Below are 23,049 nucleotides of genomic sequence, written 5' to 3'. Positions count from 1 at the left end.
AGTATAGTTGAAAAAAAATTCCTATAAAACAAAAAAAACCGCTGAAAATCAAAAGAGATTAACAACGGTTTAGTACCCCAGGCGGGACTTGAACCCGCACGCCAAAAGAGGCACAGGATTTTAAGTCCTGCGTGTCTACCAGTTCCACCACCAGGGCATATAGACAGAGCGAAAAACGGGGTTCGAACCCGCGACCTCAACCTTGGCAAGGTTGCGCTCTACCAGCTGAGCTATTTTCGCAAACAGTGCGGATGAAGGGACTCGAACCCCCACGCCTCTCGGCACTAGATCCTAAGTCTAGCGTGGCTACCAATTACACCACATCCGCAGGTGTTTAAAAAAACTATGTAAAAACTTTTACTCTACTCAAGAAGAGATAACTCCTCTTTTGTGGTTGCAAATATAGAAACTTTTTTCAATTCTATCCAAGTTTTTTTGTTAATTTTTACAATATTATTTTTACTGATTTGATAATCAATATAAATAGACAATAAAAAGAAAAGCTAAAAACCGAATTTTATGAAATATTTATTTTTTATTCTTATCTTTACGGTCTATTTAAAATACATTTCAAGACAATGGAGTTACAAGGTACAATTAAAAAAATAGGAGAAACACAAACATTTCCAAGTGGGTTTCAGAAAAGAGAATTAGTTTTACTAACCCAAGAACAATACCCACAACCTATCAATATAGAATTTTTACAAGAAAAAGTTCATGCTTTAGAACCTTTTTCCGAAGGTGATGCTGTAAAAATAGGCATCAACATTAGAGGTAGAGAGTGGACAAGCCCTCAAGGTGAAGTAAAATACTTTAACTCTATCGTTGGCTGGAGAATAGAAAAAACCGAAGGTTCTGGCTATCAAAACGAACCCACACAAGCTATGAACGCTCCACAAACAACCTCATCATCTAACGAAAATCCTTTTGAGGACGAAGATGACGATTTACCATTTTAATTAAAATAATATCATCTAATACAATCCCACCATTTTAAATAGGTGGGATTATTATTTCAACCCTTACTCCTTATGATTCTTTTACCTAAAGAAACTATCGTTTTTCCTAATCCCTATTATCAAAAAGAAGACATTGTAGCTATTGGTGGCGACCTTTCTCCTAAAAGAGTACTATTAGCTTATCAAAATGGCATTTTCCCATGGTTTAATGAAAGAGAAGAAATTCTTTGGTGGTCTCCGCTAGAAAGATTTGTTCTATTTCCTAGACAGATAAAAATATCTAAATCTATGAGGAAAATTATGAAAAGTAATTGTTTTGAGTTTAAAGAAAATCACAACTTTGAAGCCGTTATTAAAAATTGTGCTCACATAAAACGCTCCGAACAAGACGGAACTTGGATTACTGAGCAAATGATAGAAACTTATCTTAGATTACACCAACTAGGTATTGCAAAAAGTATAGAAGTTTATCAGAATAACATTCTCGCCGGTGGGTTTTATGGTATCATGATTCATAATATATTCTGTGGAGAAAGTATGTTCAGTAAGGTAAGCAACGCCTCTAAAGCTGGACTTATCTATTTTGCAGAGAAATATTGCAACCAAGTAAGATTAATAGACTGTCAGGTCTACTCCCAACATTTAGAAAGCCTTGGAGCGACACTCATAAGAAAGGAGATTTTCCTTGATATTTTAGACCCTCAAATTAAAAATAAAAAGCTGTGTGAACTAAACAGTTACACACAGCAATCCTAATAAATCTAATAAAAAGTAAAAATGAAAGACTGCAAATTTACTACTTTAATCAATACAAAACAATAGTTTCGCTATTTTTTCTTAAAAATAAATTTTATTTAACACTTAAATAACTCAAGAACAGCTACAATCTTTGTCGCAATGGGTTCGTTTGCTTTTGAATTTGGTAGGAGAAACACTTTTTTTTACCACTTTAAAAAGAGAATAACTCGCTATTAAAAAAACAAGTAAAATAATAACATATTGTAACCAAAGTGTATCCATAGTTTAGTTTACTTGAATATTTGATACACTATTAAAGATGCTACATATGCCAATCCTGACATTCCTACGATTTGAATCAAAGTCCATTTCCAGCTTTTAGTTTCTCTATAAACCACTGCTATAGTAGAGATGCACTGCATCGCGAAAGCGTAAAATAATAATATGGAAAGCCCAGTAGCAAAGCTAAATACTTTTTCTCCGTTAGCCTTTGTATCTTGTTGCATTTTCTGGACAATAGTACCTTCTTCCACATCTTCATCTAAACTATACAGGGTAGACATTGTTCCCACAAATACTTCTCTTGCTGCAAAACTAGTGATTATCCCTACGCCCATTTTCCAATCGTATCCTAACGGACTAATCGCTGGCTCTATTGCTTTGCCCATTTTAGAAAGATAAGAGTTTTCTAAAGCTACATCGGTACTTATCCATTCATCTGCCGATTGCTTTGGTCCAAAATAACTTAAAACCCACAATATGATACTCACCGAAAAGATAACCTTACCCGCTCCTGTAATAAAATCCCAAACTTTGCCTAAAACCAACTTTAAATCATACCCAAAAAGAGGCACTTTATAAGTAGGCAAATCCATAACAAGGAAAGACTTTTCTTTTGTCTTAATAATTTTTTTCAATACTAAAGATGCTAAAAGAGCCGTAACAAAGCCTAAAAGATACATACCCATAAGTGCCATCGCTCTATAACTCACACCTAGAAAATAGTTGTCTGGAATAACTAAGGTAATAATAATACTATACACTGGCAGCCTTGCAGCACAAGTCATAAACGGTGTTACCAAAATAGTAATGAGGCGTTCCTTAATATTTTCAATATTTCTGGTGGACATAATTGCGGGTATCGCACAGGCCGTCCCAGAGACTAAAGGTACGATACTTTTACCATTCAGCCCAAAAGGTCTCAATAGCCTATCCATAAGAAAAACCACTCTTGCCATATAGCCAGAATCCTCCAGCAAATAGAGAAAATAGAGAAGAATACCTATCTGTGGTGCAAAGATAATAATGCCACCAAGCCCTGGTATTATCCCACTAGAAACTAAACTATTGATTGGTCCTTCTGGTAATATCTCCGCCGATTTTTCTGCCAACCATGCAAAAGCTTCATCTATCCATGTCATTGGATAATCCGCAAGAAAAAATACACTTTGAAAGATAATCATCAATAAAACCCCAAAAATAAGATACCCAAAAACTTTATGCACCAGCAATTTATCCAGCTTTTCGGTAAAACTCTCTGTTGTTTGAGGAGTTCTAGATATAACCTCAGTTACAATAGGCTCTATTGTTTGATATCTCCTTATCGTCTCTTTAACCTGTAATCTTTTAGGAATAACACATTTAGTATCTTTGCTATCAAGCTTTTGTTTAATACTTTTAACTTCTCCAAGATATTCCTCAGACGCTAACAAAGTCCATACTTTATAATGATTGTTTTCTTGAATTTGAAGTGATAATTTATGTATTAAACCTGACTGCTCGCTAGGAATCTTAAAAGCATTTTCTTTTAAAACACTAAATAAATTTTGATAAACAGCTTCTTTAATATTATCTATACCTTCATTTTCTTTAGCGTTGGTAGCTAAAACTTTAACTCCTAATTTTTCTTCAAGCAAATTAATGTTTATTTTAACACCTCTTTTCTCTGCTTGGTCTATCTGATTAACCACCAACACAACAGGAATACCCAAATCTTGTATCTGCTGAAATAATAGCAATCCTCTTTTAATACTAATTGCCTCTAAAATATAAATAATCCCAGAGTAATCTTCTCTATTACTAAGGAGAAACTGACTAAAAACCGCCTCGTCTTCTGATGAAGGATAGATACTGTAAGCCCCAGGCAAGTCTGTAACTTGTACTGTTTCGTTATTAAAAATATAAGTCCCCGAATGGCTAGATACCGTAACCCCAGCATAGTTACCTGTTTTTTGCTGAAGATTACAAAGTTTATTAAATATAGTAGATTTCCCTACATTAGGATTTCCTACTAAGAGTACTTTTTTGGTGGTCTTATCTTCCTTCATCATTGGATATTTTAGTTTTGATAAGTCTCCTAAAACTTTACATTGGTGCCACTAGAATATAAGCCGCTTCTTCTTCTCTAAGAGCGATACGATTTTTTTCCTCTCCAAACTCAATGTATAAAGGTCCATTGAAAGGAGCTTGATAAAGCACTTTAAATACAGTATCGGGTAGCAACCCCATTTCCATAATTTTTGTAGGCATTTCTAATTGGCTATCATCATAGCCCAAAACCCTACCATAAGTATGCTTGGGAAAGATATTTAATTTATCTTCTGCTGTGGATTTCAATAGATTTCAGTTTTAGACTGCAAATATAATTATTTAAACCAAATCTAAATAATAATTTATACTAAAACCAAAATGATAATCATCAGTAAAGCAATTTACAGCCCAAACACTATCCCAACATTAGGCACAAAAGCATTACTAAAGTAGCTTTTATCTTTGTTATAAAGCACATTATACATACCTCCTATTTGCATATAAGCATTATTCCCCAAGCGTTGCATATAACCTCCTCCTAGATACAAAGCAGGTTCGTTTGTTGAATATTTTTCGTTATTTATCTTATTTTTAAGATTGATGAAATGATGTTGATATAGACCTTGCACAAAAAATTTCCTATCAAAATAATAATTAGCAAAAGGACCTACACCAATCATGGTATTAGAAAAACTAGAAGCATTAGTCCATGTAAGATTACTCGCCATACCTACTTCAAAATTAGGAGACACCATATACCCCACTCTAGGAGAAACAAATAATGAGGTAGCTCTACCTCCACCACTCAAAGCACCACCAAGCCCTGCATATCCGCCAAAAGTCCATTTGTTACCTAAATCTATTCTTTTAGCAGTTTGAATTTGAGAAAAACCAAATACTGAAACTACACCTAACCCTAGAGCTAATAAATACTTCATAATATTTAAGAAATTTAATTTATATCTCAACATTACAAATTTCGTGCTGGCATTTTCGTTTTACTAAAAACAAGGTTAAAAATTGTAACTTTGCAGCATTATTTCGGATTTATATGTGAAATAATTATAATTTTTAAATCACTAAAATGAAAGTAGTTGTAGGTTTATCAGGCGGTGTAGATAGCAGTGTAGCGGCGTACCTTTTGCAGCAACGAGGGCACGAAGTTATCGGCTTATTTATGAGAAATTGGAACGATGCTTCGGTAACGCTAGAAGATGAATGCCCTTGGATTGAGGATAGTAATGACGCTCTATTGGTTGCCCAAAAGCTAGGCATTCCTTTTCAAGTAATAGATATGAGTGAACTCTACAAAGAGCGTATTGTAGATTATATGTTTGAAGAATACGAAAAAGGAAGAACTCCTAACCCTGATGTCTTATGCAACAGAGAAGTCAAATTTGATGTATTTATGAAAACCGCTCTTTCTTTAGGAGCAGACAAGGTAGCTACTGGGCATTACGCAAGGCTAAGCACCACAGATCATGAGAACGGAACTACCACCTACCATCTTTTAGCGGGGAAAGACCGTAACAAAGACCAAAGCTATTTCCTATGCCAGCTCAATCAGGAGCAACTTTCTAAAGCACTATTCCCCATTGGAGAACTTACTAAGCCAGAAGTAAGAGAAATCGCCAAAGAAATAGGACTAGTAACTGCTAACAAAAAAGACTCCCAAGGGTTATGCTTTATAGGAAAGGTAAGTCTGCCTCAATTTTTACAACAACAGCTAAAACCTAAGGAAGGCGAAATTATAGAAATCTTTAAAGATTTTAAAGCCTATCATCAATCTCTTCCTCACTTTATTGATAAGCACGAAGAGTTAAAATATCTTTCAAAAAAAATCACCTATAAAAAATCCGATGGTAAGAGTATTGGTAAACACCAAGGAGCTCAATTTTTCACCATCGGGCAAAGTAAAGGTCTAGGCATTGGTGGACATAAGGAGAGTTGTTTTATCATTTCTAGAGATGTTAAAGAAAACCTCATCTTTGTGGGAGAAGGCAAAAATTTTCCAGGTTTATTCCAAAAGGTAATCAAGATAGAGCCTAACGATATTCATTGGGTAAGAGAAGATTTAGAGCTAAAAAACAACGAAACTATGGAAGTGATGGCAAGGATACGCTACCGCCAACCATTGGAAAAAGCTACCTTACACAAATACGAAGACGGGCTATACATAGAATTTGAAAACCCACAATCTGCCGTAGCAGAAGGGCAATTTGTCGCATGGTATTTAGAAGATGAATTAGTGGGGAGCGGTGTAATTTCTTAATCAAAGAATTAGATTTATGTTAGAAAAAAAGGAACATTTATATGAAAAAGCCGTTTTGGTAGGCTTAATTACCAAAGACCAAGACGAAGATAAACTCACCGAATATCTGGACGAACTAGAATTTTTAGCCTATACTGCAGGAGCTACGGTAGAAAAACGTTTCACCCAAAAACTCTCTCAACCAGATTCTAGAACCTTTGTAGGCAAAGGAAAGATGGAGGAAATAAGAGACTTTGTAAAGGAAAACGAAGTAGGAACAGTTATTTTTGATGATGAACTTTTACCCTCACAGCTTAAAAATCTTGAAAGGGAAATGGAAGTGAAAATCCTAGACCGTACGAATTTGATTTTGGATATCTTCGCACAAAGAGCTCAAACCTCTTATGCTAGAACACAGGTAGAACTTGCACAATACGAATATCTACTCCCTAGACTTACTCGTATGTGGACACACTTAGAGCGTCAGCGTGGTGGTATCGGAATGCGTGGACCTGGGGAAACCGAAATTGAAACCGACCGAAGAATTATTAGAGATAGAATTTCTTTACTAAAAGAAAAACTAAAGACCATTGATAAACAAATGGCAACCCAAAGAAATAACCGAGGAAAAATGGTGCGTGTGGCTTTGGTGGGCTATACCAATGTGGGCAAATCTACTCTAATGAATGCCATATCCAAATCGGAAGTATTTGCAGAAAACAAACTCTTTGCAACACTAGACACCACGGTAAGAAAAGTAGTGATTGGCAACTTACCTTTCCTTTTGACAGATACCGTTGGTTTTATCCGAAAACTTCCTACTCAACTGGTGGAAAGTTTCAAATCCACACTTGACGAAGTGAGAGAAGCTGACCTATTGGTGCATGTTGTGGATATTTCGCACGAGAGTTTTGAAGACCATATAGACTCTGTAAATCAAATTTTACAGGAAATAGACGCTCATAGAAAGCCTGCTATTATGATTTTCAACAAGATAGATGACTTCTCCTATGAAAAAAAAGACGAAGATGATTTAACGCCTTCTACCAAGAAAAACATATCGCTAGACGAATGGAAAAAAACTTGGATGGCTAAATCTAAATTTCCGACCGTGTTTATTTCTGCATTAACGAAGGAAAACTTCCCAGAGATGAAAAAACTTATCTATGACGAAGTTCATCGTATACATATTTCTAGATTTCCTTATAATGATTTCCTCTTTCAGTATTATGACAATGATGCCGAAATAGAAGAATAAACTAAAAAACTCGTTTTGATGATTTTCAAAACGAGTTTTTTATTAAAAGTATGTTTTAACTATGTGATTCTGGAATTTTGATATGAGCCCAATTTTCTCCGCTTCTAATCCGCCAAACTTGCATAGTTGAAATATCAAACTGCTTTGCAATTTGCTTAACTGGACGATTTCTTTTCAGTTGAGTTTTGATATGTATAACTTGGGTAGAAGTTAATTTCATTCCCTTTGTACGATTGCTTCCTCTGTATTTACGCCACTTTCTTTCTGCTATTACTTTAGGACTATTATTTTGATGAGCTTGATTTTCTTCAGGAGTCATCCATTTAAGATTACCCACCGTATTATTAGTTTTATCAAAATCTAAATGTCCTACAACAGTTTCCTCTAATTTTGGCTTAGGTAGAAAATAAGCCGCTACTAAACGATGTATTAAAAAATGATGGTTAATGGTTCGCTTCTTTAAATTTCTTGCTAATTTTTGACTTAGCTGTTTCTTCTTTTTTTCTAGCAATAGTGTTGTAGCCTCAAAGCTTGCTATATCATTATACTTTTTTATATACTCCCTTCTTTTCTTGTATAGGTTTGAGATTTCTGCTTTAAGTTCATCAAACTTTTGTTGCTCTTTTTCTGTTCTTGGTCTGTATAGTTTTAGTCTAAGTATTTTATACCCTACAGTGGTAGAACCATTTAAAATTCTACCTTGTGAAACTTTATTAAAACTTCTTACTCTCCCTAAGTTAGAGACTTCAAATCTACAATCGTTAGTAAATTCAAAATCAAACTCAATAGACTTCCAAACTTCTTTACCAAACTCGTTATTGTTCATATTTTTCAACTATCTGTATAACGGAAAACTCCTTATGAATAGTGTACCATAAATATTTTTCAGAATTAAAAAAGGGTTACAAAGATACAATTTTTAATTCTTATCTCAATCCTTCATTTAATCACTTGTTTAAAACCTAGTTACTAATCCCCAATGTATTTTAACATCTTTAAACCTAAAAGGACTACCAAAAGCCGTACCATTAGAGATTTGAAAACTCATAATACCGAGAGGTAATCTAAAATTAAACCCTGTACCTACGCTATAAAAATAGTTATGAATACCACTAGAAGCCCTTACTTGAGCCAGTTGCCCGAAAACATCAAAAAAAGCTTGCTGCCCTACCAAATAACGATACTCTGCACCACCATATAAATAAGCGTTTGTAAGTAAACCTTCCTCGTTAAACCCTCTTAACGAGTTCCAACCGCCTATCCTATATAATTCATTTATAGACAATGCTTCTCTAGTCTGCAACCGAGCGGAATTGAAATGCAAATTGAGGTAATGTTTCCCCTTGAGGTTAATGTTTCGTTCCGCAAAAATCCTATAACGCCACTGCGAAGCCTTACTATCTGTATATTGAGTATTCAGTATATCCGCTTCAGCATTTATTTTCATAAGGTATGGCATTAGTTCATTGTCGCTATTTTCAGTATAGTCATACCAAAGCCCCACGCCTTTTCGGCTAAACTCTCTTGCCAAACTGTAAGTTTCGGAAAGTACCGAAGACAATTCAAAACTCCCTCTAACACCAATCTTATGCCTAAATTTCCACTGGTAATACAAACTCGGCTGAATTTTAACGTGAGCAAAAGTAGAATCTTGCCTAAAAACAGACATTTTAAACTGAGTACCTATATCGGAATTAAACAAATAAGGCACCTCTACACCTACATCAAAGGTTTGCCCACTATTAGGCGTCCTTTGCCAAAAAAGATTGAGTGTTTCAAAGCTATTAAATATGTTTTTCAGGTTAAAGTTAAGCGTCCCATTAAGCGTTAGTTTTTCGGACTGGTTATTACCAAATCCTAAAACACCATCAAAACTATTGTTTTTCTTTTTTTGTAAAAATAAAAATACTTGTGTAGAATCTGGCGTAAATAGTGTCTGAGGTGGTCTTTCTAACAGAACAAAACTATGATTTTGTAACCGTTTATGTATAGCCATCAGTTGGGTAGAGTGGTGCAGTTTTCCCTTAAACTCCTTTTCTAAATTATAAACAAATCGTTTTGGCACTTTATCGTAGCCTTTTATTTTGAAAGCATCTATTACTCTTTTTTTATCTTTAATTATAGAAATACTAGCGATTGGTTTACCTGTAGCATCTAAACCTAAAAAGTTAGATTTAACCCGATTAAATGCAAAACCTTTTTCTAAATAAATTTTATTGATAGTATTTTTTAGAGAATCTAGATTCGTGGTAATAAATGTACCTTTCAAGCCTAATTCACTCGCTATGGAATCTGGTAATTTTACTAAAACTTGCTGATAATTTTGTCCTTTATCGAAATAAATATCAATCCTGTTACCAGTTTTTTCTGCTTTGAGTAGCTTTGTGAAGTAATACTTATTTTCTACCAATGAATCTAAAAACTTAACTGCAGAAAGTGAATCTTTTTTTATAACTGTTTTCTTAGTGGCAGTATCGTGTAAAAAATATTTTTTATCTTGTGCAAAGCCTATGGTACACCACAGTAGGCATAGGAAATAAAAAAAAGTTTTTAGGCTCTGCATTTTTGTATTTTATATCTGCAAATATAGGTGTAAATGAGAAATACAAATAACTGTGCTTTTACAGAAATGTTTATATATTTGCTAAATGAATTATATAGACGCACTCAACAAACGCTACTCTGTAAAAAAATTTGATACTGAAAAAAAAGTTACAGAGGATACCCTAAGTCGTATATTAGAAGCAGGTAGACTATCTGCAAGTTCTCTAGGGCTGCAACCTTATAGAGTTTTAGTTATTTCTTCCCCTTCAAAAAAAGAAGATTTAGCTTCAGCTTTTTATAACCCTTCACAGACTTCTACTTGTTCGCATTTATTAGTCATTATTTCTAAAAAGGAGTTAGAGAAAAACTATGTAGATAGTTACTTTAACCTAATTTCCAAAGAGCGTCAAGCTCCATTAGAAGCATTACAGCCTTTCAGAAGTAGTGTAGAAGGCTATATCAATAGGCACAACAGCGAAACTCTACCTTATTGGAATGAAAAACAAGCTTATATATTACTAAGCAACTTTATATTCTCAGCTGCTTTAGAAGGAGTAGATACTTGCCCTATGGAGGGATTCGACGCTCATAAAGTAGCAGAAATTTTAGACATAGACTCTTCTAAGGAAATTCCTACGGTATGTTTAGCATTAGGTTATAGAGCCCATGATGATTTATTTCAACGTAGTAAAAAAATAAGAAAACCTTCTGAAGATTTATTTCAATACATTAAATAATTATTCCTCTAATGTCTCCTATTATTTCAGTAGAAGAACTACAAAATTTAGACGCCTCAAATATTATCCTAATAAATACAGGTAATAATTTTCGTAAATACACGGAGGAGCATCTTAAAGATGCATTATATGTAGATTTAGATAAAGATTTAGCAGAGGTTCCCATAAACCCCGCTATAGGAGGCAGACACCCGTTACCTCCTATGGATAAATTCTTAGAATTAATTCGTAACTTAGGTATTACCAAGAAAAGCCACATTGTTATCTATGACGACCAAAACGGAGCAAATGCTGCCGCTAGATTCTGGTGGATGTTGAATGCTGTGGGCATTGAAAAGGTTCAGGTACTTAGTGGAGGGTTAGCTCATGCTAAGCAAAACCACTATCCTATATCAGCAGAAATCACAAAACCTACCCCCTCAGAGGATACCATTAAAGTAGACCAGTGGCAACTCCCTTTAGCTGATATTTCTTTTATGAAAGAGATATATGAAGACCCAACTTACACCATTATAGATGTAAGAGACGCCACGAGATATAAAGGTATAGCTGAACCTATTGACCTCATCGCTGGACATATCCCGAATGCAATCAATATTCCCTTTAGTGAAAATTTGACACCTGAAGGGCTCTTTAAAACCTCTGAAGAATTAAAAACACTTTACAACACTCTACTCAAAAAGAGAGATTTAAAGAAAGTAGTAGCACACTGTGGTTCGGGAGTTACCGCATGCCATACACTTTTGGCAATGTCTCATGCTGGATTGCAACCACCCATGCTTTATGTAGGTTCTTGGAGTGAATGGAGCCGAAACAACCTACCTATCGGAACTATTTAGACTTTTTTTATTAACTTTTTAACAAAAAAGGGAGGGTAAAATTATACTATACATAATTTAACTCAACAAAAAACAAAATAAATAAACAATTAAAAATCAATAGCTTAAACTCAAAAACACCTTTTTCTTAAATTCAATTAAAAAAATTAACATAAAGTTAAAATTAGTTAAAGAATAATTAACGATATTTGCCACCGAAAAACTTATTTTTTAGATATAATAAATCTTATGAAAATTAATGCTTTAAGAAAGACGGCATTTACAGCCGTAGTAACACTCTCTACTGCAAGCGTTTATTTCGCACAGTCAGTAAAAGATTCAGCAAGGTCTAAAGATATTGAGACCGTAGTTCTTACAGGAGTAGCAGATATTGCCAAAGACAGAAAAACACCTGTAGCTGTTTCCACTATTAAAGAGTCTAAAATCGTAGAAAAGTTGGGTAATCAAGAATTCCCTGAAATTCTTAACTCCACACCATCTGTTTATGCAACAAAGAGTGGTGGTGGCTTCGGAGACTCTAGAATAAACATTAGAGGTTTTGCTCAAGAAAACATTGCTGTAATGATTAACGGTATGCCTGTTAACGATATGGAAAACGGCAAAGTATACTGGTCTAACTGGGCTGGGCTTTCTGATGTTACATCTGCAATGCAGGTCCAGAGAGGTCTTGGAGCTTCCAAGTTAGCTATCGCTTCTGTAGGGGGAACTATTAACATTGTTTCACGAGCAGCTGACAAAAAACAACAGGGAATAGTAAGTGTAGGCGTAGGTAATGATGGTTATCACAAGTCTTTATTCTCATACAACACAGGTAAAAATGAAAAAGGATGGTCTTCTTCTTTCTTGATGAGTAGAACAGCTGGAGCAATGTACGCTGATGGAACTGATTTTGAAGGATATAACTATTACTTTGCATTAGGATTTCAACCTAATAAAGCTCACGATTTCCAATTTACAATTACAGGTGCTCCACAATGGCACGAACAAAGAAGAAACCAAATTACCATTGCTGATTACATAAAATATAGTACAGATGGAAAACCTAACAGACGCTACAACGCTGACTGGGGTTATCTTAATGGAGAAAAATATGCTTGGTGGGTAAACTATTACCACAAACCAGTAGCTATGTTTAACTGGAACTGGAAGATTAATTCTAACAATGATTTAGCAACTGTAATCTACGGCTCTTGGGGAAGAGGTGGTGGTGGAACCAGCCCTCTTATTGCAAGAAATTTAGAAGGATATAGAATGACTAACGGTCAATTAAATATAGACCAAATGGTAGCGGATAACTCTGCCAACCCTAATTCTCCTAAAATTCTTAGAAGATCTGGTATCAATCAACATGACTGGTATGGTTTCTTAACCAACTTCACTCACAAATTTAATTCTAATTTAAAAATGAGTGTTGGTTTAGATGGTAGATATTATAAGGGAATGCACTATCAAGTACTAAACGATTTGTTAGGAGCTAATTACTACACAGATACATCCAATAAGAGTTTAGCTAACCCTACTAGACAACTTACAACAACTTACGCGGATAGAGCACCGTGGAATCCTTTTGCTAAAATAAACCATGAGGCTATTTCTTATAACAATGATGGTGAAGTTCTTTGGGGAGGTGTATTTGGTCAGTTAGAATATACTAGTGATAAACTATCTGCATTCTTCCAAGGTTCCTTGTCTAACCAATCATTCCAAAGAATAGACCACTTTTTACTACCAGGAACATTAGCGGTAGCTACAAATCCTAATTCTGCAATGAAAACCAAAACAGGATTTAACAACCTTATTGGTTTTAATGTAAAAACAGGTGCTAACTACAATATTAACGAAAATCATAATGTTTTTGCTAATGTAGGCTACTACGAAAGACAACCTTTCTTTGATGCAGTGTATCCTAACAACAGAAACTACCTAAACCCTAATCTTACTAATGAAAAAATATTTGGAACAGAAGTAGGATACAGCTTTAGATCTAACAATTTCAATGCTAACTTGAATCTTTATAGAACGCACTGGGGAGATAGAGTAATTTCTACTAGAAACACCTTTAATTTATACGATTATAAGGCGACTCCAGATGCTCAAGGAAACTATCCTGTATTAAAAGATGCTAGTGGTAAAACACAAACTATACAAGGAACTGCTAGTATTTTTGGGGTTACCCAAGTACACAAGGGTATAGAGGTAGATATGGAATATAAAGTTTCCAAGCTAATATCACTAGTTGGTATGTTCTCTGCAGGAAACTGGCAGTATAAAGGAAATGTTTCTGCAAGTTATTTTGATGATAGCAACTCACCTATTTTAGGAGCTAATAATAAAGCTGTAGATCAAATTACACTTTATCTAGATAATGTGAAAGTAGGAAACTCAGCTCAATTAACAACTAGCTTAGGATTAGCAATTAGACCAGTAGAAGATTTATCTTTAAACGCTGACTGGAGATATGTAGACAATTTGTATGCTGATATCAACCCTAGCAACTTTACTGTAGCTAATCATAAGGGCTCTCTTAAACTACCTAGTTATAACCTGATGGACTTAGGGCTTTCTTATAAGTTAAAGCTAAATAATAGAAATGCATTTACTTTCAGAGGTAATGTTTATAATGTTTTTGATACCACTTACATTGCTGAAGCAAGAACTAACAACCATACTAAAACAGTAGCTGACTTTAAAGACAATACCACTACTGGAGTTACTGCACAGCAACAGTATGATGCTTATCTGAAAAACAACACTTATAAAGGTTTAGATACATCTAATGAAGTATTCTTTGGCTTCGGAAGAACATGGTCTGCTTCTGTAAGCTTTACATTCTAAGAAAATAAAAATCTTAATAAGATGAAAAAACCAATGCATATGCATTGGTTTTTTGCTTGTAGAAATCCTAAAAACTCACATCTATACCCGTATAAAAGTTGGTAGGCATAATGGGGGCATAAATCATTCCACCGTCAAAGTAGTTACCAAAAGGATTTTTAGCATCTATGATTGGGCGTTTTTGAGTATAGGAAGTTAAGTTTTCTGCCCCTAAATACAATCTAATATTACGATTAAAAAATCTTGATATTTGAGCATTCAGTAGAGCGTAAGGCTTCGTAAACGCTTTGTTTTGGTATTCTTCTGGGTTTTGGTAAGTATTAGGCAACCTTTGAACACCAACCCACTGCAAAGTGGCATCTAAATTCCAGTAAGCCTGTTTACTGTTTTTTACCGTAGAATATGCCACATTGATAAACCCTCTGTGTTTTGCCATAAATGGAACTTCCCGTCTTCCCTCTAGATAATCTGCCCATACATCATAATACTTATAAGCGAACCTAAAATCTAATCTGTTGGCTGGGCTAAAATCCAACTGTGTTTGGAAAGCCAACGCCCTAGACTTGCCTTCTAAATTATAAAAAAGCATTTTTTGAGGAGAGTAGTCTAAATCCACAATGACCTGATTTTGGAAATCCGTGCGAAAAACATCTGTTAGCCATGAAGCCTTTCTCTTAAAAAGTTTAAAATCTTTCTGCAAACTTAGTCCGTAGTTCCATGCAATTTCTGGAGAAAGTCCATAAACTTTTCCGTTAGGATTCAGCACCTCTATTGCCCTATTAGAGGCAAAAAAGTTTTGATTTTCTGCAAAGATATTAGCCGTTCTAAATCCTCTCCCTGCACTTAGCCTTACAATGGTTTTATCGTTAATATCATACTTAAAATTCAATCTAGGAGAAAGTTGTGTTCCTGCCAAATTATGGAAATCAGACCTCAACCCAGCCACCAAAGTGTAAACCGCTCCCGTGAGGGTATATTCTGCAAACGCCCCTGCTACCCGCTCTGTCCTTATAAAATTTTGAGCTAAATAGCATTCGTCATAGGCATCATGCAAAAAGCTCCCTCCCACTTTATACTTGTGATTGGTATTGCCAATAATGCTCTCAAAAATTAAATTGGAATAGAAAGATTGCTGTTTTCCAAAATAAGTTCTCTTTCCGAAAAAGCTATCCTGCTGATGATAGGTAAACTGATTGATAAATCCTAAGCTTTGATAAGGCTTTCCTTTAAAAACATAACCTGTTTTATTCCAAATTTGAAACCTAGAAATATCAACACCTACGCCATAAAGACTTTGTTGGTCTTGAGTTTTTGTCCAATCATAACCAACCTGCCCAGCCTTCCTTTCATCTTTAACCACATTCAGTCCCAAATGATTGCCCCAACCCGTATGGTCTAAATCAGTATAGTTCAACAGGTAAGTTACATTAAGTTGATGACCTTTAGGTTGGTCTAAAAATCCATCTTTATTTCTGTCCATTTCTGGAAAAGTTCCATTAGCGTGTACTAAAATAGACTGATTCCAATGTTCAGAAAGCAACGAAGTATTAACGAGGTTAAACTCTGTACGCCCATTTTCATCAGCAAAAAAATTAAGCTCTGTTTTTGGTTTTTGGTTAAACTTGACTAACTCTGTGTTAATTTGCCCCGTAATACCCTCGTAGCCACTAACCACGGTACTTCCTCCTTTGGTAAGCTGTATACCACCAATCCATCTACCAGGAATAAAATTAAGCCCATAAGCGGTCGCTAGCCCTCTTATTTCAGGTAAAAGTTCTTTGGTAAGAGCGGTATATTTTTGCTCCAAACCTAGCATTCTAAGTTGTTTTGTCCCTGTTACAGCGTTGGTAAAAGCGACATCTACCGTTGCATTGGTCTCAAAACTTTCGGAGAGATTACAACAAGCGGCTTTTAGAAGTTCTTTAGAAGAAATATTAAACGTTAAACCCACCTCTTTTTTATTTAGTGATGTAGCCTCTCCTACTTTGGTAACCACAACCTCATCTATTTGCTTCGCTTTTTGATGATGGTCATCTTTCTGAATAGAATCTCCCTCAGATTTTGGTGTAGTATTAGAAAGTCGTCTAGTGTATAAACAGCATTGAGGGAGTTTCTTATAAGTATCCTCATCTGCTCTATATAGCTCATTATCATACCCTACTTCTGCAATTTTTTTGAGAATTTTTTCTTTTGAAGTCTTTTTAGAATCATAAGTATAAGTAAGAATTTTCTTTTCTTTATCCCAAACGGCTTCCACTATATTTTCCTCATTAGCTGCTTTTTCTATGGTTGTCTTACACATACCACAATTGCCTAATACTATGGCTGTTCCTGTTTTAGGGTTTTGAATTTGTGCTTTTATATGATTGGCAAACACCAATATTAGAACAATTAGCATTGCTCCTTTTAATCTATTTTTCATTGATTTTAGGTTTAATTTATACGAAACATTATCATTTCATTATTTAACGAAACGATATTTTAACTGCTATTTTTAGGATTATCTTACCTAAAAAACACTTAATAAATTAACCTATTTTGGGTGGTTGCCAAATCTCTACTAAAGGCTTAGTAGGAATAAATCTGAAATAATGAGTATTTGGTTTTTTATGAAATTTTAAATGACATAAAGCCACCCATTGAGTGGTATCCAAGGAATAGACTAATTGATTAAATGAATAAACATTAGGGCATTTATTACAATCCGTTCCACAAGGGTTTTGATGCTGATTTTCTCCTTTAGAATGAGTAGAACAACACTCCTTAGAATGCTCCTTTCCACAACAGTTAGAAGACTCTACTTGCACCACTTTCGTCATACTTGCATAACTGTTCTGCTTAGGAAAAATAAAAATACCTAAACACAGTAGCAAAAACAATATGTGGATTTTTTTACTCATTTGACAGAACAAATATAGTCATTATTTTTTTTAAATGAATGTATCCTATAATCTACTACATTTGCAAAATGATTTTACAAGAAATTAAACAAGCCCTCAAAGATTTATCCGATGAGCAAAAGGCTAGATTTAGTCTTAAATACTTTAAAGCGAATAAAGGAGAATACGCCGAAGGAGACCAATTTATTGGGGTTACAGTACCAGACCAAAGACAAGTTGCAAAAGCGTTTTGGCAAACGGTTTCTTTGGAAGATATTAAGCAACTCCTACAGTCAAAAATACATGAGCATAGATTGACAGCACTGCTTATGCTCGTGCTAAAATTTGAAAAAACACCTTCAAAACGAAAAGAGCTGGTGGATTTTTATTTATCAAACCTTGAAGGTGTTAATAATTGGGATTTGGTAGATACTTCCGCTTATAAACTTTTGGGCAGATATTGTTTTGATAACGATGCTGAATATCTTTTGGACAGTCTATCCAATTCTAAAAATTTGTGGCATAATAGAATTGCAGTAGTATCAATGCTTTATTACATACGAAAAAAGCAGTATTCTCTCCCTCAAAAACTCATCTTGAAACACCTTAACCACCCTCACGACTTAATGCATAAAGCTAATGGTTGGATGTTGAGAGAACTAGGCAAAAGAAACGAAGAAGTATTATTAGAGTTCCTCAAACAGCACTATACCGCTATGCCAAGAACTACTCTAAGATATGCCATAGAAAAACTAGATGAACCTCTAAGACAAGAGTTTCTAAAAGGAAATATTTAATATGGAAACTATTAACTTCATCGCAGAAATTATCCAACACGGAACGGACAATGCTGGCTATGTTGTCTTCCCTTTTTCCACCGAGGAACTTTTTGGAAAGAAAGGGCAAGTAAAGGTAAAAGTGCTATTTGACAATAAAGTGCCATACCGAGGAAGTCTTGCTAAAATGGGCAAATCCTACCATTTTTTAATTTTAACTAAAGAAATTAGAGCATCATTAAATAAAACCTTTGGAGACACTGTAGAGGTAAGCCTTCAGCAAGATTTAGAGGAACGAGTTGTTGTTATACCAGAGGAAGTATTAACTATATTTAATGCTTATCCTGAAGTAAAATTAGCTTATGACAAGTTGTCGTACACTCGAAAAAAGAGCTAATGCTATGGATTACTTCTGCCAAAAAAGAAGAAACTAAAGAAAGAAGAAAACAGCAACTACCTTCCATTATTTTAGAGGAAACCAAAAATAAATAGTTACTGCCTACGCAATCTATTAAGTTCTTCCCATATATCAGGTTCATTCAGCTTTGGGAGCTCCTCAAAATCTTCGGGATGTTCTGCTTTGTAGGCTTGCCAAAGCTTATCGTCTTTTTCACTGTAATAATTAGGGTACTGCCATATAAATCGGCTTTTCTTTTCGCCTTGTTTTCTATACATAAAAGCTAAAACAACACCCACTATCGCTCCTACTAAATGAGACTGCCATGAGATTTGGCTGGGCTGGTCTAGTTGAGAAAAGAATTCTTCAGGAAAAATTCCCCAAATTAAACTTCCATAATACAAAGCTACAAGGAGAGAAATGGTGAGTAATTTCATATTCCATCTAAAAATTCCACTAAAGAATAAGAAGAAAGCTAACATATAGACAATACCACTAGCTCCTATAATACAGGTATAATGCATTTCTCCTGTAAATAAGTCTACCTGAGGTGTAAGCCAAACCAAAAAACCCGTAGACAACCAGCCCAATAAGAAAATAACATTTGCTATTTTGGGATAAAATTCGTATAATAAAAAAAGTAAAACACCTAGAGGAACAGAGTTACTCCATATATGCTCTAGCCCAGAATGTAAAAAAGGAGAAAATAAAACACCCTTTAGTCCTTCTGGAGCTAACGGAATTAGTGCTCCCTGACAATGCTCCACTAAGCCCACGGATTGTAATAAAAACCCAATCCATATGGCTGACAATACTACAATTGGCACTTTTATAGAGCGAAAAGATTCATTTTTAAACATGTCGGTTTTCGTCACAAATGTTTTGCCAAACCAAAAAAAGAGACTTTATTTTTCGTAAATAGAAAAACTGTCCTATTTTTGTACTAAATTTATAAATAAATTACTAATGCTAAAACATTTAGCCCTTTTTATTTTATCAATTTGTCATACTTTTGTGCTAGGACAAATACAGCATAATAAAAAGCTAATAGATTCTATAAGCAACAAGCATTGGGAATCCAATATCATAGACATAGATAGCTTTAGTAAAGAGCATTTAGTTGCCCTTAAATCCTATAAAATAGATACCTTAATCCCCTCATCTCCACCCAAGAGCATTAAGGAAGATATCCCTGTAACTCCCTATAAATTTCTAAAAATGGACACTCCTCAGAAATGGTACTTTTGGGGACAGAATACTTTGGTTTTTAATCAATCTAGCTTTTCCAATTGGAACTCTGGGGGAAATAACAGTATTGGAGTCATAGGAAATATAGACTATAACTTAAGCTATAAAAATAGAAACCATTATTGGGAAAACATTGTAAGAATGGGATACGGTATGGTTTCAACTCAAAACCAAGCAGCAAGAAAAACCGATGACTACCTTAATATTATGAGCAACTATGGCTACGAAATAGGAGGAAACTATTACTTATCTATAGGAGCTCAGTTTTTAACTCAATTTATGCCAGGGTATAATTACGCAATTACACCTAAACCTTCCTACGAGAATAGGATTTCAAAATTCATGGCTCCAGGGTATATCAATGCGGGTATGGGTATTTCTTATAACCCAAATGAAAACTTTCAAGTAATCTTCCGTCCTGCAAACACAAAACTTACTTTTGTTTTGGATAAAGAGTTACAGCGAGCAGGCAGATATGGTTTAGAAAAAGATGGACAATCAGTAAGAACAGAGCTCGGTGCGATGCTTACCGCTTTGTATAGACTTAAAATTTATAAAGACATCAACCTAGTTAACCAAATAGGCTTTTTTACCAACTACCTCTATCACCCAGAAAGAGTAGATATCAACTATACAGGAACCCTTAACCTTAAGTTCAGTAAATTTATTACGACTATGGTAATGGTAAATCTACTTTATGACCATGATCAGGTACAAAAACTACAAATGAAACAAACCTTGGGCATAGGTCTTACCTATAACTTTGGAGCAGATGAAAAAGGTAAAATACCTCAAAAAAAGATTTTAAAACCCTACGAGTTTAGATAAAAATACTATTTTAAAACAAATACCCCTAAATTTTATAGGGTGCATTAACTTTATAATTGATTTTTTTGTAATTTAGCCCCATCTAAAATTACAAAATATGTCAACTTTAAGATTTAAAGCCTTATCAGAGCTTCCGTTTAGGGACTATAGAAGATCTAACGCTATAGATGTACCTACTAAATTATCAGATTTATTTTGCCAAAATGTATTTTCCGTAGAAACTATGAGAAAATACTTAACCAAAGAGGCCTTCAATTCTATTTTAGATGCAATGAAAATGGGTTCTAAGATAGAACACCACATTGCAGACCAAGTTGCAGTAGCCATGAAAGATTGGGCTATGAGCAAAGGTGTTACACATTACACTCACTGGTTTCAGCCACTTACAGGTGCTACAGCAGAAAAGCACGATAGCTTTTTCACTCCTATAGGAGATGGTAGAGCTATTGAGAGATTTAACGGAAGTATGCTTATTCAGCAAGAGCCAGACGCTTCTTCTTTTCCTAACGGAGGAATAAGAAATACTTTTGAAGCTAGAGGTTACACTGCTTGGGACCCAACTTCTCCTGCCTTTATTATGGGAACCACCTTATGTATTCCTTCTATTTTCATTTCTTATACAGGAGAAACTCTTGACTACAAAACACCTCTTCTAAAAGCTCTACACGCTATAGATATGGCAGCGACTGAGGTGTGTAAAGCTTATTTTGATAAAAATGTAAATAAAGTTACCGCTACTCTTGGTTGGGAACAAGAATATTTTCTAGTAGACACAGCTCTTTATCAATCTAGACCAGACCTTGTAATTACAGGAAAAACCCTTTTAGGACACTCTCCTGCTAAAGGGCAACAACTAGACGACCATTATTTTGGTTCCATTCCTACTAGAGTAATGAACTTTATGAAGGAGCTAGAAATAGAATGTATGAAGCTAGGAATACCTGTTACCACAAGACACAACGAGGTAGCTCCTAACCAATTTGAACTCGCTCCGATGTTTGAAGAAGCCAATGTCGCTGTAGACCACAACTCACTTTTGATGGATGTTATGGCGAGAGTAGCACACAAACATCACTTCCATATTTTATTCCACGAAAAGCCTTTTGCTGGAGTTAATGGTAGCGGAAAACACAACAACTGGTCTCTAAGCACAGATACTGGAGAAAACCTTTTAAGCCCAGGTAAAAACCCTAAAAAGAACTTACAATTTTTAACATTTTTTGTAAATACCTTAAAAGCCGTTCATGACTATGCAGATTTACTTAGAGCAAGCATCGCTTCTGCAAGTAACGACCACCGTTTAGGAGCAAACGAAGCCCCACCTGCCATTATTTCCGCTTTCATAGGAAGTCAGCTTTCAGGCGTTCTCGACGAACTTGAAAAAGTAACTTTCGGAAAATTATCTCCTGAAGAAAAAACAGATTTAAAACTAAATGTTGTAGGGAAAATTCCAATGATTTTATTGGACAATACCGATAGAAACAGAACCTCTCCATTCGCTTTTACAGGAAATAAATTCGAACTTCGTGCCGTAGGTTCTTCTGCAAACTGTGCCGAACCAATGACGGTAATGAATGTAATTATGGCTAAACAACTAGGCGTTTTCAAAAAAGAAGTAGATGCGCTGATTGAAAAAGGTCTTAAAAAAGATGAAGCGATATTTAATGTATTAAGAGAATATGTAAAACAGTCTAAAAATATCATTTTTGAAGGCGATGGCTATTCTGAAGAATGGGAAAAAGAAGCAAAGAAAAGAGGTCTTAACAATTTAAAAACTACACCTGAAGCTCTTAAAAATGAATTAAACGATAAGTTTGTACAACTTTATGAAGAACTCGGAATTTATTCAAAAAGAGAGTTCCAAGCGAGAAACGAAATCAAGATAGAAAAATATTCTACCGTAATAGACATTGAAGCTAGAGTATTAGGAGATATTGCAAGAAATCATATTATCCCTGCCGCACTTAACTATCAAAATAGACTAATAGAAAATGTTAAAGGATTAAAAGAAATCTTCCCTGAAAAAGAGTACAAGATTCTCGCAAAAGAGCAACTAAACCTCATCTCCGAAATTTCTAAAAATGTATCCAAAATAAAACTAGGCGTAGATGAACTTCTTTCAGAAAAAGCTAAAGCTAAAGAGTTGCACGGTATGAAACAAGCGGAAGCTTATTGTTCAAAAGTAAAACCTTTGTTTGACGGCATTCGTGAAGCATCAGATGAGTTAGAAATGATGGTAGATGATGAGCTTTGGCCAATGACAAAATATAGAGAACTCCTCTTCACAAGATAGAGCAGGGTGTTAAAATATATTAACAAATCAATACCACAGAAACTCCTATTTTTAGGTTTTCTGTGGTTTTTTATTTTAACAAACCCTATAATAATGTTAAAAACTGTTAAAATATATATTCTCCTGTAACACTCTAAAAAGAGGTTCCCTATAGATT

At 34.8% G+C, this 23,049-nt stretch carries 18 protein-coding genes, 3 tRNA genes and 1 pseudogene; 11 read left to right on the top strand and 11 right to left on the bottom strand.

The window, feature by feature from the left end; all coding sequences use genetic code 11:
* Positions 1–73: 73 nt before the first annotated feature.
* The 3 genes from GXW81_RS02195 to GXW81_RS02185 form a co-directional block, all read right to left on the bottom strand.
* Positions 74–157: transfer RNA gene (locus tag GXW81_RS02195), tRNA-Leu, on the bottom strand.
* A gap of 10 nt (positions 158–167) precedes the next feature.
* A tRNA-Gly gene (locus GXW81_RS02190) sits at positions 168–240 on the bottom strand.
* Between the two features lie 6 nt (positions 241–246).
* Positions 247–328: transfer RNA gene (locus GXW81_RS02185), tRNA-Leu, on the bottom strand.
* 250 nt (positions 329–578) lie between these two features.
* Here GXW81_RS02185 and GXW81_RS02180 point away from each other — a divergent pair.
* Entirely contained in the window at positions 579–959 is a 381-nt protein-coding gene (locus GXW81_RS02180; protein WP_154137456.1) for a DUF3127 domain-containing protein, read from the top strand.
* Positions 960–1,031: 72 nt separating this feature from the next.
* On the top strand, positions 1,032–1,715 hold the full coding sequence (gene aat, locus GXW81_RS02175; RefSeq protein ID WP_161531004.1) for a leucyl/phenylalanyl-tRNA--protein transferase: 684 nt from the start codon (positions 1,032–1,034) through the stop codon (positions 1,713–1,715).
* A 272-nt stretch (positions 1,716–1,987) separates the two neighbouring features.
* On the opposite strand, the gene feoB is transcribed toward aat, so the two are convergent.
* The 3 genes from feoB to GXW81_RS02160 form a co-directional block, all read right to left on the bottom strand.
* On the bottom strand, positions 1,988–4,027 hold the full coding sequence (gene feoB, locus GXW81_RS02170) for a ferrous iron transport protein B (RefSeq protein ID WP_161531003.1): 2,040 nt from the start codon (positions 4,025–4,027) through the stop codon (positions 1,988–1,990).
* A gap of 34 nt (positions 4,028–4,061) precedes the next feature.
* A complete protein-coding gene (locus tag GXW81_RS02165) occupies positions 4,062–4,313 on the bottom strand; it encodes a FeoA family protein (protein ID WP_161531002.1) in 252 nt (83 codons plus the stop codon).
* Between the two features lie 95 nt (positions 4,314–4,408).
* Complete coding sequence (locus GXW81_RS02160; protein ID WP_161531001.1) at positions 4,409–4,945, bottom strand: hypothetical protein; 537 nt, start codon at positions 4,943–4,945, stop codon at positions 4,409–4,411.
* 146 nt (positions 4,946–5,091) lie between these two features.
* Here GXW81_RS02160 and mnmA point away from each other — a divergent pair, with 146 nt between their 5' ends.
* Together mnmA and hflX are read left to right on the top strand one after the other, a co-directional pair.
* Entirely contained in the window at positions 5,092–6,279 is a 1,188-nt protein-coding gene (gene mnmA, locus GXW81_RS02155) for a tRNA 2-thiouridine(34) synthase MnmA (RefSeq protein WP_161531000.1), read from the top strand.
* A 16-nt stretch (positions 6,280–6,295) separates the two neighbouring features.
* Positions 6,296–7,516 carry a GTPase HflX gene (gene hflX, locus GXW81_RS02150; protein ID WP_161530999.1) on the top strand — a complete coding sequence of 407 codons (1,221 nt, stop codon included), beginning with the start codon at positions 6,296–6,298 and terminating at the stop codon, positions 7,514–7,516.
* Between the two features lie 55 nt (positions 7,517–7,571).
* Here the strand turns inward: hflX and GXW81_RS02145 are convergent, their stop codons facing one another.
* Positions 7,572–8,342 carry an NUMOD4 domain-containing protein gene (locus GXW81_RS02145; protein ID WP_161530998.1) on the bottom strand — a complete coding sequence of 257 codons (771 nt, stop codon included), beginning with the start codon at positions 8,340–8,342 and terminating at the stop codon, positions 7,572–7,574.
* A gap of 129 nt (positions 8,343–8,471) precedes the next feature.
* The gene (locus GXW81_RS02140) at positions 8,472–10,079 is read right to left on the bottom strand and encodes a hypothetical protein (protein ID WP_161530997.1); all 1,608 of its coding nucleotides are present in this window, start codon (positions 10,077–10,079) and stop codon (positions 8,472–8,474) included.
* Positions 10,080–10,164: 85 nt separating this feature from the next.
* Here GXW81_RS02140 and GXW81_RS02135 point away from each other — a divergent pair, with 85 nt between their 5' ends.
* From GXW81_RS02135 to GXW81_RS02125, 3 genes are all read left to right on the top strand, one after another.
* The gene (locus GXW81_RS02135) at positions 10,165–10,797 is read left to right on the top strand and encodes an NAD(P)H-dependent oxidoreductase (RefSeq protein WP_161530996.1); all 633 of its coding nucleotides are present in this window, start codon (positions 10,165–10,167) and stop codon (positions 10,795–10,797) included.
* Between the two features lie 11 nt (positions 10,798–10,808).
* A complete protein-coding gene (locus GXW81_RS02130) occupies positions 10,809–11,636 on the top strand; it encodes a sulfurtransferase (RefSeq protein WP_161530995.1) in 828 nt (275 codons plus the stop codon).
* Between the two features lie 228 nt (positions 11,637–11,864).
* Entirely contained in the window at positions 11,865–14,471 is a 2,607-nt protein-coding gene (locus GXW81_RS02125) for a TonB-dependent receptor (protein WP_161530994.1), read from the top strand.
* A gap of 67 nt (positions 14,472–14,538) precedes the next feature.
* Here GXW81_RS02125 and GXW81_RS02120 read toward each other — a convergent pair whose 3' ends face one another.
* Both GXW81_RS02120 and GXW81_RS02115 read right to left on the bottom strand, forming a co-directional pair.
* Entirely contained in the window at positions 14,539–16,893 is a 2,355-nt protein-coding gene (locus tag GXW81_RS02120) for a TonB-dependent receptor domain-containing protein (RefSeq protein WP_161530993.1), read from the bottom strand.
* A 106-nt stretch (positions 16,894–16,999) separates the two neighbouring features.
* On the bottom strand, positions 17,000–17,371 hold the full coding sequence (locus tag GXW81_RS02115; protein WP_260393527.1) for a hypothetical protein: 372 nt from the start codon (positions 17,369–17,371) through the stop codon (positions 17,000–17,002).
* A 68-nt stretch (positions 17,372–17,439) separates the two neighbouring features.
* On the opposite strand from GXW81_RS02115, the gene GXW81_RS02110 reads away from it, so the two are divergent.
* Together GXW81_RS02110 and GXW81_RS02105 are read left to right on the top strand one after the other, a co-directional pair.
* Complete coding sequence (locus GXW81_RS02110; RefSeq protein WP_161531023.1) at positions 17,440–18,147, top strand: DNA alkylation repair protein; 708 nt, start codon at positions 17,440–17,442, stop codon at positions 18,145–18,147.
* 1 nt (position 18,148) lies between these two features.
* Positions 18,149–18,618: pseudogene (locus tag GXW81_RS02105) on the top strand (YdeI/OmpD-associated family protein).
* Here the strand turns inward: GXW81_RS02105 and GXW81_RS02100 are convergent.
* The gene (locus tag GXW81_RS02100) at positions 18,619–19,383 is read right to left on the bottom strand and encodes a rhomboid family intramembrane serine protease (RefSeq protein ID WP_161531022.1); all 765 of its coding nucleotides are present in this window, start codon (positions 19,381–19,383) and stop codon (positions 18,619–18,621) included.
* 106 nt (positions 19,384–19,489) lie between these two features.
* Here GXW81_RS02100 and GXW81_RS02095 point away from each other — a divergent pair, with 106 nt between their 5' ends.
* Positions 19,490–20,599, top strand: a complete 1,110-nt coding sequence (locus tag GXW81_RS02095) for a DUF3078 domain-containing protein (RefSeq protein WP_161530992.1) — start codon at positions 19,490–19,492, stop codon at positions 20,597–20,599.
* A 97-nt stretch (positions 20,600–20,696) separates the two neighbouring features.
* Positions 20,697–22,892, top strand: coding sequence for a glutamine synthetase III (locus tag GXW81_RS02090; protein ID WP_161530991.1), 2,196 nt, complete (start codon positions 20,697–20,699; stop codon positions 22,890–22,892).
* The last annotated feature ends 157 nt before the right edge of the window (positions 22,893–23,049 follow it).

Source organism: Riemerella anatipestifer (genome assembly GCF_009932355.1).
GTDB lineage: Bacteria > Bacteroidota > Bacteroidia > Flavobacteriales > Weeksellaceae > Riemerella > Riemerella anatipestifer_E.
This window is presented reverse-complemented; position numbering and strand designations above follow the sequence as displayed.

Coding starts and splice junctions, on each gene's coding strand:
- GXW81_RS02125 (WP_161530994.1), top strand. CDS start 11,865: ATGAAAATTAATGCTTTAAGAAAGACGGCATTTACAGCCGTAGTAACA.
- GXW81_RS02135 (WP_161530996.1), top strand. CDS start 10,165: ATGAATTATATAGACGCACTCAACAAACGCTACTCTGTAAAAAAATTT.
- GXW81_RS02090 (WP_161530991.1), top strand. CDS start 20,697: ATGTCAACTTTAAGATTTAAAGCCTTATCAGAGCTTCCGTTTAGGGAC.
- GXW81_RS02145 (WP_161530998.1), bottom strand. CDS start 8,342: ATGAACAATAACGAGTTTGGTAAAGAAGTTTGGAAGTCTATTGAGTTT.
- GXW81_RS02180 (WP_154137456.1), top strand. CDS start 579: ATGGAGTTACAAGGTACAATTAAAAAAATAGGAGAAACACAAACATTT.
- hflX (WP_161530999.1), top strand. CDS start 6,296: ATGTTAGAAAAAAAGGAACATTTATATGAAAAAGCCGTTTTGGTAGGC.
- GXW81_RS02160 (WP_161531001.1), bottom strand. CDS start 4,945: ATGAAGTATTTATTAGCTCTAGGGTTAGGTGTAGTTTCAGTATTTGGT.
- GXW81_RS02110 (WP_161531023.1), top strand. CDS start 17,440: ATGATTTTACAAGAAATTAAACAAGCCCTCAAAGATTTATCCGATGAG.
- GXW81_RS02140 (WP_161530997.1), bottom strand. CDS start 10,079: ATGCAGAGCCTAAAAACTTTTTTTTATTTCCTATGCCTACTGTGGTGT.
- GXW81_RS02120 (WP_161530993.1), bottom strand. CDS start 16,893: ATGAAAAATAGATTAAAAGGAGCAATGCTAATTGTTCTAATATTGGTG.
- GXW81_RS02115 (WP_260393527.1), bottom strand. CDS start 17,371: ATGAGTAAAAAAATCCACATATTGTTTTTGCTACTGTGTTTAGGTATT.
- GXW81_RS02100 (WP_161531022.1), bottom strand. CDS start 19,383: ATGTTTAAAAATGAATCTTTTCGCTCTATAAAAGTGCCAATTGTAGTA.
- GXW81_RS02130 (WP_161530995.1), top strand. CDS start 10,809: ATGTCTCCTATTATTTCAGTAGAAGAACTACAAAATTTAGACGCCTCA.
- aat (WP_161531004.1), top strand. CDS start 1,032: ATGATTCTTTTACCTAAAGAAACTATCGTTTTTCCTAATCCCTATTAT.
- GXW81_RS02095 (WP_161530992.1), top strand. CDS start 19,490: ATGCTAAAACATTTAGCCCTTTTTATTTTATCAATTTGTCATACTTTT.
- mnmA (WP_161531000.1), top strand. CDS start 5,092: ATGAAAGTAGTTGTAGGTTTATCAGGCGGTGTAGATAGCAGTGTAGCG.
- feoB (WP_161531003.1), bottom strand. CDS start 4,027: ATGATGAAGGAAGATAAGACCACCAAAAAAGTACTCTTAGTAGGAAAT.